Origin of the sequence: Pontixanthobacter sp. (genome assembly GCF_049682855.1) — a bacterium.
Classification (GTDB): Bacteria; Pseudomonadota; Alphaproteobacteria; order Sphingomonadales; family Sphingomonadaceae; genus Pontixanthobacter.
Genome location: NZ_JBAUIK010000001.1, coordinates 24921 through 38209 on the forward strand (window position 1 = coordinate 24921; position 13289 = coordinate 38209).

Sequence of the window (13289 nt, forward strand, 5' to 3'; positions counted from 1 at the left end):
GCTATTTGTAATTTTCCCGCCGGTCGCCAAACTGGCGCACGCGTTTGCGCCACGTGCGATAGCTGGATGGTTTGAGAGTTCTGCGCATCAAAGATTTCACATCGCTGTCAGACAGACCGTACTCCTGCTCGATAGTGGCGAAGCTGGTATGATCGCTCAGCGCCATTTCAATTATTGCGCTGATATCCGCATCGCTGAGCTGCCGGTTTGCAGCCATTATGCGGCGCTTTCTGCCACTGCCTGTTTTGGTGCCAGTTCCGGTTCTGCTTCTGGCGCACTGGCGAACATGCGCTTGAGCCTGTCCACTGCCCGCATTTGGAGGATTGCGAGTGCAGGGATCAGCAACACCAGCAGCACGGTGCCGAATAAAACGCCGAACCCCAGACTGGCTGACATCGGGATCAGGAATTGCGCCTGCAGGCTGGTTTCGAAAGTAATTGGCGCAACGCCCAAGAACGTCGTGATCGCGGTCAGCATGATTGGGCGGAAACGCGATTTGGCAGCCTCGACAACCGCTTCACCTCGTTCCATGCCGGAATCCAGATTTTCATTCATAAAATCGATCAGCACCAGCGCACCGTTGATGATGACGCCGGACAAGGCGATGATGCCAAACATCGAAAGAATGCCGAGCGGTATGTTCAAAATAAGATGGCCCAAAAGTGCGCCGATTATGCCAAACGGGATTGCGGCCATTATTATGAGAGGTTGAACATAGGACCGGAAGGGTACAGCGAGCAAACCATAGATCACCACCAGCGCCAGCAAAAATGCGCTACCCAAAGCGCCAAAGCTCTCGGCCTGCTCCTCCTGCTCTCCGCCAAAGCTGTATTGTAACGAGGGGTAATCTGCGGCGATCGCTGGCATGATCTCGTTGTCCAGCAACTCGGCGGCCTCCTGGCTGGTGACCACTTCATCATCCAGATCAGCGATGACTGTGGCCACGCGCCGTCCGGCTTCGCGGCGGATAACCGCAGGCGCTTCGGAAAACGATACATCTGCAAGACTGCTGAGAGGCGCTTGCCCGCCCGGAACGCGCAGCTGATAGCGTTCGATATCGGCAATCGAATTGCGTTCCTGTTCCGGCAGACGGACATAAACGCGCACATCTTCGCGGCCGCGCTGCACCCGCACGGCTTCGGCGCCGAAGAACGCCGCGCGTACCTGGCTGGCAACGTCCTGCAAGGATACGCCCAACGTCTGGGCTGACGGTTTCAACCGCAATTCAATCTCCTGCATGCCTTCATCCTGATCGCTCTCAATATCGAACACGCCGCTTACCCGGCCCAGTGCACTCATCAGCTGTGCCGAGGCGCGGTCCAGCGTTTCCTGTTCGGGATGTGATAATTGCACATTGACCGGATCACCTGCTGACAGCAGCGAGGATGAAATCGCCATCGAACGCGCTTCGGGTACCGGGCCCAGCTCTTCGCGCCATGCTTCCTCGATTGCAGCGGAAGAGACATCACGTTCGTTGGCTGATACCAGACTTAGTTGAACATTCGCGAGGTTGGGCCGGAAAGTCTCGCTAAACCCGTCAGGGCCGCCGCCCCCGCTGGCTAGCCCGATGGTCGTGTATGTTGCTTTTAGGAAGGCGGCATCTTGTGCCTCCCCATCGGTGAAACGCTCCAGCGCGCGTTCGGCGGCTGCTTCGATCCGTTCGGTCACTTCGGCAGTGCGTTCAACCGTGGTGCCCGCTGGCATTTCCAGCGACGCAGACACCGTGTCCGCCTCTATATTGGGGAAGAAGGCGAATTTGATAATGCCGCCCGGCAGCATGGCGACCACCACGATCAGCAAGGCGACCCCGGCTGACAGGACAAAATAGGGTGCCGCGACGGTAAAGCGCAAAGCCCGGTCAAGCGGGCCGTTTACAAATGCTTTGAACCGGCGGTCAACCGCGCGCTGAATACCTTCGATCTTGGACAGGATGCGGTTTTTGGATCGTGTGCCCACTTCGGGCAGATGGCTGAGGTGATAGGGGAGCACCAGCAATGCCTCGATCAGAGACAGGCCGAGCACAGCGATCACCACGAGCGGTATATCCGCCAGAACCTTGCCGATCGTACCGCCTACCGCCAGCAGCGGAGCAAATGCGGTGACAGTGGTTGCGACCGCGAAAAACACCGGCACTTTCACCCGCTGTCCGCCCGCAATGGCCGCGCCGGTCCCGCTGCGCCCGCGTTCCCGCTCGGCATAGATATTTTCACCAACGACAACCGCATCATCAACGACCAGCCCCAACGCCAATATGAAGCCGAACAGCGAGAACATGTTGATGCTTGACCCGGCCCATTCAAGGATGAAAATCGCGCCAATGAAAGTCGCGCCAATACCAATGGCAGTCCACATGGCCAGGCGAAGATCGAGAAACAGTGTCAGCGCAACGAGCACCAGGACCAGCCCCATTGCCGCATTTTTGAGCAACAGGCTCAACCGGTCATTGAGCAATTCGGAATTGTCGTCCCACACAGCATATTCAATACCTGGCGGCGTTTGGTAATCATTCTCCAGCAACGCCAGAACCGCTTCGGAAACATCCAGAACCCGCTCGTCGCTGGTGCGGTATACATCCACAAACGCCACCGGTTTTCCGTTAAAGCGGGTGATCAGGTCGGTATCTGCAAACCCATCTTCAACCGTGGCAATATCGCCAAGCCGGACAATATCACCATCGCGGCTGGTGAGGACGACGATATTTTCGAAATCCTGCTGGTCATAATTCTGGCCAACCGTGCGGACACGCACTTCTTCGGAATTGGTATCGATCGCCCCGGCTGGGCTATCCAGGCTATTGGCCGCGACGATCCGCGAGATATCGGTTAGCGACAGCCCGAGCGCGCGCAATTTGTCCTGCGGCACATCGGCAAATATCTGATAATCGCGCACCGCACTTGTCTGTACATAGCTGACATCGGGCAGGGCCGAAATCGCATCTTCCAGTTCATATGCAGTTTCCTTCAGCGTGGCTTCGGGAACATCGCCATATAGCGCGAGCCGTAATACAATCTGGCGGGTGGTTAATTCGCGGACATCGGGCTCTTCGGCTTCACCCGGGAACGTCTGAATCTGGTCAATTTCGGATTTCACATCGTCGAGCGCGCGGTCGATATCCGTACCGAGTTCCAGCTCGACATTGACAGTCCCGACACCCTCTGATGCAGTAGCGGTAATTTCTTTGGTACCCTCGATCGCCTCGACCGCTTCCTCGATTTTCTGGACGATGGACTCTTCTATCTCTTCCGGCGTTGCCCCGGGATAAGCGACGGAGACAGATATCGTGTCGAGACTGCTTTCAGGAAAAACTTCCTGCGTGATAGTGGTGAACGACATATAGCCCGCGACCAGCATGGCGAGCATCAAGAGATTGGCGGCAACGCCGTTCTTGGCCATGAAGGCAATGACCCCGGAACGGTCGCGCGCACGGTCTGCGCTGGCATTGCCAAAGCGGTCTCGGGCTGCGTTGCCGCCGGAGGAGGCTTCAGCTTGGCCCGGATCACTCACCAGATGAACCTTCAGCCGCTGAGCGCGGCGCAACTTCATTCACCCGGACCTCCATACCATCCACCGGCGCGCGCAAATTACTGGTGACCAGCCGCCCGCCCTGGGCCAGGGTGGGGGTGGTAATATACGCCGTATCATCGCCGCGCTGGATTACCCGCACCGGCAGAATACGCAGCTTTCCATCCCGAACCACCCATATCTGGTTGCCGGTTTTTAAATATTCGGACGGGATCGCGGCGTAGGAGGCGATGCTCGCGCCGGTAATGTCCGCACGCACGAAGCTGCCCAGCAATAAAGGCGGCGCGCGCCCGGTGGTGATGTCGCCATCAACAGGTGCGCCGCCGCGTAACGGGTTAGGCACGCGCAGGAAAACATCGATCGTCCGCGTTTCAGGGTCAAGGATATTGCTGGCGCGATCGATATAGGCGTCCCAGCGATAGGTCAGCCCGCCAAAGTCGGAATAGACACTGGCCGGAATGCGCGCGCTACTGTCTTCCAGCACTCCGGGGATCAGCGCCGCTTCTGCTTCAGATAGTGAAATGCGTACTTCGTAGGACGAGGTTGCTACGATGCTGCCGAGCACTTGGCCCGGCTGTACCAAAGTGCCCGTGGCAGCGGTCTCGCTGCGGACAATGCCGGTGAAAGGTGCGGTAACCCGGGTCCGCAATAAAGACAGGCGGGCCGTCGCCAGATTGGCTGCAGCACGCTCGCGGGCAGCCTTGGCAGAGCGCAATTGCGGCTCGCGCGTGGCGAGATTGCTGGGGCTGGGCAGCGCCTGCGCGCGGGCCCGCGGCGCGGTGACAGCCTCAGCCAATTGTCTGGGCGGCAAAATCCGGGACGCATAGTCATCCGGATCAATGACACTGCTAAGCGCGCTGCCGCGCTCGCTGCGTCCGGCAAAGCGTTGCAATTCAGCCTCGGCGATCGAAACTTCCTGGCGGGCCTGCAATACGGCCACCTCCTGTGCAGCCACATCGGCGCGCGCGGTACGGACCTGATTTTCAAAATCGGACGTATCGACGCGGAACAGGACCGTGCCCGCACCAACTACGCTACCTTCGCGGAAATTACTGCTGACGAAGGTCAACCGGCCGCCCACCTCTGCACCTATGGCCACTTCCTCACGCGGTTGGACGGTACCCGATCCGCGCACCTGAATGGGACCCGATGCCTGCTCGAATGCGATAGTTTCCACCAGCGGAGCCTGTTCAACCTTTTCCTCTTCCGCCGGTTCTGGGCGCAGAACGATCATCAAAGCCGCGACAATCGCTGCACCAATCAGCAGACCAATGGCCCAGAGTGCTTGCCGGTTCATCGCATATTTCCTTCGGCTGCCGCAGATATATCAGTGGCGGTTTGTGCAGGCATCGTTTCTGGTGGAGCAAATGATGTATCGCCGATTTCGGCTGTCCAGTCACCGCCCAACGCGCGGTGAACACCCAGTCTTGAGATTGCGACATCGCGTGCTGCGCCGGATAGGCCCGATTCCACCTGATAGACCGCGCGCAGCGCATCAAGATAGGCAGTATAGCTGCCGACGCCTGCTGCAAACCGGTTTGCCTGCACATCAAGCGACGCCTCTGCCTCGGCCAATTGGCGCGCGATTAACCCATATCGCTGGCGCCGCTCCTCATACGCGTCAATCGCGACATCGACTTCGCGATAGGCGGTCAGCACGGCTCTGGCATAGGCTGCCGCTTGCTGGTCATAGCGCGCCCGGGCAGCGCGGATATTGGCGGTAATACGCCCAGCGTCAAACAATGGCGCGACCAGGCTGGACCCAAGCGAGAGCAGCCATGTGTCGGCGATATCAAACACGGAGACAGGCTCTCCCGCTTGGCTACCGAGCGAGGCCGTCAATTGTAGACTGGGAAAGCGTTCTGCCCTGCGCGCACCAATGCGTTGCCGTGCAGCTTCCAACCGCGCCCAGGCAGCCGCGACATCAGGGCGCTGCGACAACAGATCGGCGGGCAGGCCGGCAGGTACGGGCTCGAACACCAATTGCGGGGTCAATGACGTATCGAGCCGTCGTTTCAACGGCGCGGGGTACATCCCGACCAGTGTCGCGATCCGGCCATTGGCTGAGGTGAGCGCCGCCTCCAGGCTGGGCAGACTGGCCTGCGCGTTGCGCAAATCCTGCCGCACCTGATACAGTTCAAAACTATCCGCCAAACCGCGCAAATACCGGTCATTGGTGCGCTCTGCGCGGTCAGACAACAATTCCGCCGTCTTCACGGTGAGGGCAATCTGGGTGCGGGTATCGACGATGTCGAAATATGTGCTGATTGTTTCTGCTGCGGCCGCCAATTGCACACTGCGAAAATCATATTCTGCGGCAATCGCATCGTTGCGCGCAGCCGCCAGATCACCGCGTACTCTGCCAAACAGGTCAAGCTCATATGCGGCACCAAGGCTTACTGAATATGTTTCATTAGCGATCCGGTCGATAGTTTGCCCGCCAAATCCGCCAAAGGCACTGCCAGCGAGCGGGCTGTCGGAATAGCTGGTGCTGGCGGTGGCGGATAGTGCCGGAAATAACGCTGAACGGGCAATGCGGGCTTCCGCGCTGGCTTGCTCAACCCGGGCGGCCGCTTCTGCGATGTCGAGATTGTTACGCAGCGCATCGTTTACCAAACTATCGAGCACAGGATCGGAAAATTGCACCCACCAGTTTGCCGGGCGGTAGGTCCCGTCGATGTCAGTCGCAGAATAGCGTTCGGGAATATTTTCTGCGATTTTCGGTTGCTCGGCCAGCGGCGCCAGCGATATGCAAGCATTTAAAGGAAGCGTAGCCGCCAGGATCGCAAAAAGCCCAAGCCGTCCCATCACGCTCCCTCCAACGCAGCGCGCACAATGCGCCTGAGCCGGTCTATCAGCCGCTCTTGGAGTTCTGCATCAATCGCGTCCACGTCCATTAACAGACCAAGCGATGCCCGGGCATGCCGCAGGGTTACGGCCATTCCAAACAGGAACAGCGTCGTCGCGCGTATATCGGTCTGGTCAAGGTCAGGCCGCACGAGAGCGATTTGGCGCGTGAGCGGGTGAATCGTAAGTTCCATATGATTGCGCATCAGCTGACTCACCAACGGGGAGGGGGATTGCTGTTCCCGGGAAATAAACAATGCAAAAGCCGCCGATTCCTCCTGCAACATGAATGCCGCAGCTTTGCCAAGCATGTCGCAGATCCCGTCGATCCTTAGTTCATCAGGCGCATCGCCGGGCAGAGCGGGCAGTGGCGGGCTGGACAGGACGGTATGCAGATGCGTAAATATATGTTCTGCGGCAGCTTGATAGAGCCCCTCCTTACCGCCAAAATGATAAGTGATGGAACTCATCGCCGTGTTGGCTGCTGCGGCGATGTCGCGTGTGCTTGCCCCATCAAGGCCATGCGCGCCAAACTTCTCAATAGCTGTCTGGATAAGTCGGTCGCGCATTTGCCCTTTGTATTGTTCGTTCGAACGAATGCAATCGCAAAGCGCAGATTTCTGTGGAGCAGCTCGCGGGCTGGCATACTTATGTCCATCAGCACGCGTGTTTGAGCGGGCGATTGAACCGGCCCGTCGCTATCGTTCAGTGTACCGGGATGGCCAGCTCCCCCAAAACGCTATCGATCGCCTTTCTGACGCCGAAAAATCCGGCTTTGGCAAACGGCCATGTGGCACGGTCGAGATCGGGCAGGCACTGTTTCAAGCGGCCTTCTGCCGCACAAGCTGCCAGCTCCGGCCACAATGCGTCACGGGTCCATCCGGTGGGCAGATAGGGGGCAGCCAGGTGAGTAATATTCGCGCCTTCCAATATCGCCGCCAAGCTATCGTCTTTATTCCATATCTGGGCATCGCATTGAAAATGTGCGCTGGCCTCTTCCACACCTGCGGCCACGGCACCGCGCGCAAAATCCCCTGCCAGGGCGCCGATCCCGGCGTTGCTTCTGAATTCGGGACGGGCTGCTACGATGATCAACGCCGGTGACTGATCGAGGCTGAGCGGTTGGTGATGTGCACCTTCGTCATGCAGCAAAAGCGCGTACGGCTTCTGCACATCTTTGCCCGGGCCGGCACGTCCATCCGGTGCGGGAAGATCAAGCGGCTGGCGGCCATGCTGCGTATCCTCGGTCAGCGCGTCTGTCTCGCTCGCCAACCCATTGACCGATAACGGGCCGTCAGGATGGTTGGCGGTATAGCGGGTGATGTTGCCCGCCCTCGCAGTGTAGGTTTTGCCCTTGCTATGCAGCCCGCCAACCCACCGCCAGCTCAGCGTGTTGGATGCTGCATCGCCATCTATCAAATGGCGCAGAAAGAAATCCGCGCCCAAATGCCAATCAAGCCTGAGTGTGAAAATCCAGATGCTGGCAAACCACATCCGCGCATGGTTGTGCAGATATCCCGTCTCGGCCAATTCCTGCGCCCAGTGGTCGAATGCGGGAATACTGGTCTTTCCCTGTATCGCCCGTTCATACGCAGTGCGCAGGCCCGAATTGTTTGCGATGGCATCAACAGCCGCATCACGGCCTTGCGTGTAAGAATACCAGATGGTTGGCCGCTGTTCGAGATACCCCTTGAAATATATGCGCCAAAAGATTTCGCTGATGAATTTGTCAGCGGTTTTCAGGCTATGCTGCGCCAGTGCCGCCTGCAGCACCTCGGTCTCCTTGATGATCCCTGCATGGAGCCACGGTGATAGCTGCGACACATTGCTGCGGCTGGTGCCATCATCGTAATTGCGTGTGCGCTCATATTTCCGCCCTGCCGACGGTATGAACTCCTCCAGTTGGGCGAGCGCGGCGGCGCGAGTGGGTATCCAGTGCATGGCTTTGTAACGGCACGTGGGTAAACCGGTTCCGGCGTTGAGCTATTGTTCTGTCGGGGGTCCCGCCCGGCAGTTTCTATGGCCGGGGCCGGGCACCGCGTGCCGCCAAGACGCAAGTGGCCCGCAGATCGTACCGCGATGACGGCAATCAGGCAACGCGGTGTGCTGAATGCGAAACACCAAGCTTGCTATAGCCTGAAATTGTGCGACTATAAAGAAATATTTGTCTGCCTGATTGCAGTGTATAAAGCGTGTATCGAGCGTGTATCGAGCGTGTATTTCGGCGGTATTTAAAGGCAGCGTTATTTTGCCGGGTGGAGACAATAAAATGCATTCGCTGATCTATGTCAGCTCGGTTCGTGCCGAATTTGGCCCTGCCGAGCTTGAGACGTTGACCGCGCAAGCTGCACGCAAAAATGCGCGGCGCGAGATTACCGGCATGCTGGCATTTAATGGCAAGAGTTTTATGCAATTGCTAGAAGGCGAACAGAACCAAATAGAAGCATTGGTTGAAAAGATCAGCAAAGACCCCCGTCACCGCGATCTGATTGTGATACGCCGCCGCGATATTGAGGTGCGCGAATGCCCGGATTGGACTATGCGCAGTTTTGTTGTTCCGCTGGACCGGGCGGGGGATGCAAAACGGTTTTCAATGGCGTTGCCGGACGGTTTTGATCTTGATACGCGGTTGCTGTTTACCAGTTTCGGTTCTCTGGTAAGGCAGCAGCCCAAAGTTTAGGCTTACCATTCACTGCTTTGGACATGCTGATGACCCGCCGATTGCATATTGTATCCGTTCTCGCTTCCGGCTGTTTGCTGGCTTCTTTAAGCGGATGCCAGCGCGGTCCAGCCGATGGTACGGTAACTGCCGATAACGCAGAAGCTTACTCCGGTATTGCGGCCGATGAAGTGTTGCGTTTTGGCGGGAACGAACCGTTCTGGGGCGGAGAGGTGGCTGGAGAGACGCTTATCTATACCACCCCTGAAAACCCTGATGGCGCAGCGATTGCCGTTAAGCGGTTCGCGGGCATGAATGGCCTTGGCTATAGCGGAACACTCGGCGGGCAGGCTTTCGACATGGTTGTCACACCGGCAACATGCAGCGACACGATGGCCGATCGGACATATCCGTTCGCCATCACCCTGAGTATCGGCGAACAGGTGCGCAATGGTTGCGGCTGGACTGATCGGCAGCCAGCCACAGGCGACCAGAACCCGTGATGTTGAGTATAATTAGGCGAATCCCCTATGCCGTGCTAGGAGATACGGGCTGACGTCGAAAATTGCGACGGACTTCGGTACTATGACTACGAAACCGGATGGGAAACCACCGGTTTCCTACATTGGCGACGACTTCCTTTCATTTCACGAACTGATGCATACCCCCGCGCGCGGCAGTTCCGCCGGGCAGGGACAATCGTTCTCGAAAGGAACGCTATAATGACTACCGGTACAGTAAAATTTTTCAACGCAGACAAAGGGTATGGCTTTATCCAACCTGAAGATGGCGGCGATGATGCATTCGTGCACATTACAGCTGTCCACGCTGCGGGCATGCAGACGCTGGATAAGGAACAGCGCGTCAATTACGAATTAGAAACGGGCCGTAATGGCAAGACATCGGCTGTAAATCTGACTGCTGCATAACGCATTGGGACCCGGGTGCTGCATGCCATAACGGCAGCGCATCCGGGACTTCAATGTCATTTGCAGGAGACAGGTTTTGAGCCAGAATTACGAATTTTACAACACCCGCGCCAAAGAAGCGGCTGCTGAAGCTGCCAAGGCCACTCTCGATAATGTCCGCGAGCGCGCTTTGCGATCGGAAACCGCATGGCGCGAAATGGCTGATCGCGCGCTCCAGATGGAGCAGGAACGCGAGGTTGCGAAAGAAGAACGTGAAAAACGCCAGGCGGAGGCTGCTGAACTGGCCGCTGCACAGACGGCTGCCGAGCCCGAAGCGGTCGCCGGATAGGGTGCGGCATACCCATCCCCGGCCCGGGCGGCTGGAATAATCTGAATGGCGGGCTGACGGAAAGCGTTTGAGCCCGCCTTTTCTATCCCGCCTTTTCTATGGGGCCGGATACGGTGCACCAATACTGCTAAATGGCACCTGCCGCACAGATTACTTCGGAACCACCAAAGCGCGCACGCATTGGTCTGTTATGCGTGCCGCTCCTGTGGTTCGGCATATCCCCCGACGTGATTTAAAGGATTAGACTTATGAAAATGTTTGTAATTCCAGTAATGGCTTCCGCACTTGCGCTCGCGGCTTGCGGTGAAACAACTGAAGAAGCCGTTCCAAGCGACACAGCCGATATGGCGGAAACAGACGCTGCTGCTGATGTTGGCACCATTGTCGATGTCGCTTCAGGAAACGAAGATTTCTCCACTCTGGTAACCGCCGTCCAGGCAGCAGAACTGGTCGAGACGCTTAGCGGTGATGGCCCGTTCACAGTGTTTGCGCCAACCAATGCGGCTTTCACGAAATTGCCCGAAGGTACCTTGGAAGAGCTGACCAAGCCGGAAAACAAAGCCGCTTTGGTTGGTATCCTGACATATCATGTCGTGGCTGGCGAAACCTCTGCTGAACAGCTCATCGCTGCGATCGAGGCGGGCGACGGTTCGACCGAATTGAGCACCGTCAACGGTACGAAGCTGACCGCGACGCTGGTCGGCGAAGCCGTGGTATTGAGAGATGCCGCAGGCAATGCCTCGACTGTGACAGCGACAGACATTGATGCGTCAAACGGTGTCGTCCACGTCATCGATACAGTTGTGATGCCTGGCTGATCGACGGTATTACAGTATACTATGGATAATGGGCGGCTCGGCTTAGGCAGGGCCGCCCTTTCCATATTTGTCAAGCGGCGGATTAACGCTTGATGCCGGCAGATTCCAGTTCCCGGTCCAGACGGCCGGTGATCCACATGAAGTACATTTTGAAATCTGCGCCCAGCGACCACAGCGGATAGGTGAATGTCGCCGGCCGGTTCTTCTCAATTGTAAAGTGCGCCACCCAGGCGAAAAAATATCCGGCAACGGGCATCCCGATCAGCCACCACCAGGTACCATTATTTACGCCTTGCCAGATGGCGACACCGGCAATCGCGAGTACCAGGGTTGAGCCGACATAATGCAACGCCCGTGTTTCAGGCAAGGAATGCTCACGCAGATAAAACGGCCAGAATTCGGCAAATGTGGTATAGGTTTTGATCATTTTTCGGAACGCCTCTGTTGCGCGCAAGCTGACGGCACGCGGAACGTCTGGTTCAATACAGGCCGGGTATCTCGCGCTGCACGGCGCTGGGCGCGGCGGGCTGCAGCAATTCGCGCCGCTCCTGCACGCTTTGCAGGCCTTGCACGCCAGCGGTCCCGGCAATTGCGGTACAGGCGGAAGCGCCGCTGCGCAGGAACGCCAGTGCGGTGGCCACAGAATCTTCTGCCGGATTACCCAGCGCGTTCGTGATGTCGTCCTCTGCCCGGCAGGTATTGGGCACCACGCCCGCCAGACCGTTAAAATACTCGCCATTACCATCAGCGTTGACTGTCTGGAATGTCACGGCCCTGATCCGGTCATCGCATGCAGCAAGGTCAAAACCGAACTGGCCAACAGGCTTGCCCGATGTATTCGCCCCAACCAGCGCGAAATTATCGCCCACATAAGGTAGGAACGCATTGGCAACCAATTCGCTGGCAGAGGCCGTACCGTCCCGGCCGATCACTGCCATTTTCGTGACATTTATTGACGGAATGGCGACCGCTGCTGATGTGCCCGAAAAGCTTGCTGTGCTGCGGAACAGGCGGGTGGAGTTCTCACTCGATTTGCTGGGCCGCAAAACCGTGCGACTAAATACCTCGCCAGTATTATTTCCCCGCATCAGGTCACCCATCAGTTCGGCAATACGGACCAGCCCCCCGCCATTATATCGGAAGTCGAGAATGATCTCGGTTACGCCTTGGTCGGAAAAGTTCTGAAAGGCGGCTTGCAGGTCGCGGTCCGCCGATGCGACGATAAATGTTCGCAGATTGAGATAGCCCACCTGTTTGCCATTATCATTGATAATCTGCGCGCCGTAACGATCAGACACTGCGTCGAGCGCATAATCCGCTTTGGTAACTGTAACCTGCCGTTCGGTACTGTCCTGCTGGCGGATAACAAAAGTGCGCTGAAGCCCGGCGGTGGAGGCGCCCAGCCTGCTGATGACGCCGCTCGGCCCCTCGGCCGCCATGATGGAGGAAATCGATTCCAGCGTAGCGGCATTGGTGCCAAGCTGGATCAGTTCAACACCGCGATCGAACCCTTGCGGAAAAGCAGGCGCGTTTTCGAACGCTTCAATCACGAAGACGCGATTGGCCGCCGTGTCATATGCCAGCCGAATGCCAAACCCGGCGCTCGATCCATTCGCGATCAGATCATTTTCTTCCTCTATCGAGGTGATGAATGTGAAGCCTTTATCCTGCCCAGCAGCGCGTGCCGGGGCAACCAGTGCATCAAGATAGGATTGGACGGTCGTGAAATTGTTCTTGTTGACGGTGCGGTCGAGCAGATCAGGAAATAGATACCATTCATCCAGTACAGCAAAGGCAAAATCCTGCCGCGCTGAAAGCGAGCACGTCCCGGTCGATGGTGTCGGGGTCGGCGTACCGCCGCCGCCGCCGCCAATCGGTCCTTGGGGGCTGTCACCGCCGCATGCGACCAGTGAAGCGGCAAGAGTGATTGAAATAATGTTGCGGCCGATACTCATGAATTTTTGCTCCAAATGAACTTCCGGCGACACCCGCCGTGACAGTCCCCCTTCTGTGAATGATGCCGCCATCGCGCCTCATCGGCAAGCGAGTCGGGCAAGATTTTACCTGTCTAGTCCGTAAAGCGGACGAAATAGCCCGTAAAATTCTGCCGCAATGGTGGAAAACCCGCAATTTAGCCGTATTTTATCGGCTCGCACTCTCGCGGCCTGCGGCCAAGCGGCGTAGAC

13 protein-coding genes are annotated in these 13289 nt (G+C 57.6%); 5 read left to right on the forward strand and 8 right to left on the reverse strand.

The genetic code is table 11. The features are described 5' to 3' along the window. Position 1 precedes the first annotated feature (1 nt). The 6 genes from WA922_RS00110 to WA922_RS00135 form a co-directional block, all read right to left on the reverse strand. Positions 2-217: a TIGR03643 family protein gene (locus WA922_RS00110; RefSeq protein ID WP_424769642.1), complete on the reverse strand. Its 216-nt coding sequence runs from the start codon at positions 215-217 to the stop codon at positions 2-4. Further along, complete coding sequence (locus tag WA922_RS00115) at positions 217-3543, reverse strand: efflux RND transporter permease subunit (protein ID WP_424769643.1); 3327 nt, start codon at positions 3541-3543, stop codon at positions 217-219. Before WA922_RS00115 ends, WA922_RS00110 begins: the two co-directional genes overlap by 1 nt. After that, positions 3497-4819 (reverse strand): efflux RND transporter periplasmic adaptor subunit, encoded by a 1323-nt coding sequence (locus tag WA922_RS00120; protein WP_424769644.1) that lies wholly within the window; start codon positions 4817-4819, stop codon positions 3497-3499. The genes WA922_RS00115 and WA922_RS00120 overlap by 47 nt, the downstream gene beginning before the upstream one ends. Continuing rightward, positions 4816-6330 (reverse strand): efflux transporter outer membrane subunit, encoded by a 1515-nt coding sequence (locus WA922_RS00125; protein ID WP_424769684.1) that lies wholly within the window; start codon positions 6328-6330, stop codon positions 4816-4818. Before WA922_RS00125 ends, WA922_RS00120 begins: the two co-directional genes overlap by 4 nt. Next, positions 6330-6938 (reverse strand): CerR family C-terminal domain-containing protein, encoded by a 609-nt coding sequence (locus WA922_RS00130; RefSeq protein ID WP_424769645.1) that lies wholly within the window; start codon positions 6936-6938, stop codon positions 6330-6332. Before WA922_RS00130 ends, WA922_RS00125 begins: the two co-directional genes overlap by 1 nt. Positions 6939-7074: 136 nt before the next feature. Beyond that, positions 7075-8310: an FAD-binding domain-containing protein gene (locus tag WA922_RS00135; RefSeq protein ID WP_424769646.1), complete on the reverse strand. Its 1236-nt coding sequence runs from the start codon at positions 8308-8310 to the stop codon at positions 7075-7077. A 328-nt stretch (positions 8311-8638) separates the two neighbouring features. Here WA922_RS00135 and WA922_RS00140 point away from each other — a divergent pair, with 328 nt between their 5' ends. The 5 genes from WA922_RS00140 (at position 8639) to WA922_RS00160 (ending at position 11103) form a co-directional block, all read left to right on the forward strand. Then, positions 8639-9049, forward strand: coding sequence for a BLUF domain-containing protein (locus WA922_RS00140; RefSeq protein ID WP_424769647.1), 411 nt, complete (start codon positions 8639-8641; stop codon positions 9047-9049). A gap of 29 nt (positions 9050-9078) precedes the next feature. After that, positions 9079-9531 carry a COG3650 family protein gene (locus tag WA922_RS00145; RefSeq protein ID WP_424769648.1) on the forward strand — a complete coding sequence of 151 codons (453 nt, stop codon included), beginning with the start codon at positions 9079-9081 and terminating at the stop codon, positions 9529-9531. A gap of 219 nt (positions 9532-9750) precedes the next feature. Continuing rightward, positions 9751-9957 (forward strand): cold-shock protein, encoded by a 207-nt coding sequence (locus WA922_RS00150; protein ID WP_160605718.1) that lies wholly within the window; start codon positions 9751-9753, stop codon positions 9955-9957. Between the two features lie 76 nt (positions 9958-10033). Then, entirely contained in the window at positions 10034-10285 is a 252-nt protein-coding gene (locus WA922_RS00155) for a hypothetical protein (protein ID WP_424769649.1), read from the forward strand. Positions 10286-10533: 248 nt separating this feature from the next. Continuing rightward, positions 10534-11103: a fasciclin domain-containing protein gene (locus tag WA922_RS00160; protein WP_424769650.1), complete on the forward strand. Its 570-nt coding sequence runs from the start codon at positions 10534-10536 to the stop codon at positions 11101-11103. An 82-nt stretch (positions 11104-11185) separates the two neighbouring features. Here the strand turns inward: WA922_RS00160 and WA922_RS00165 are convergent, their stop codons facing one another. Together WA922_RS00165 and WA922_RS00170 are read right to left on the reverse strand one after the other, a co-directional pair. Further along, on the reverse strand, positions 11186-11530 hold the full coding sequence (locus WA922_RS00165; RefSeq protein ID WP_424769651.1) for an Mpo1-like protein: 345 nt from the start codon (positions 11528-11530) through the stop codon (positions 11186-11188). Between the two features lie 52 nt (positions 11531-11582). Beyond that, the gene (locus tag WA922_RS00170) at positions 11583-13058 is read right to left on the reverse strand and encodes a S41 family peptidase (protein ID WP_424769652.1); all 1476 of its coding nucleotides are present in this window, start codon (positions 13056-13058) and stop codon (positions 11583-11585) included. Between the last annotated feature and the right edge of the window lie 231 nt (positions 13059-13289).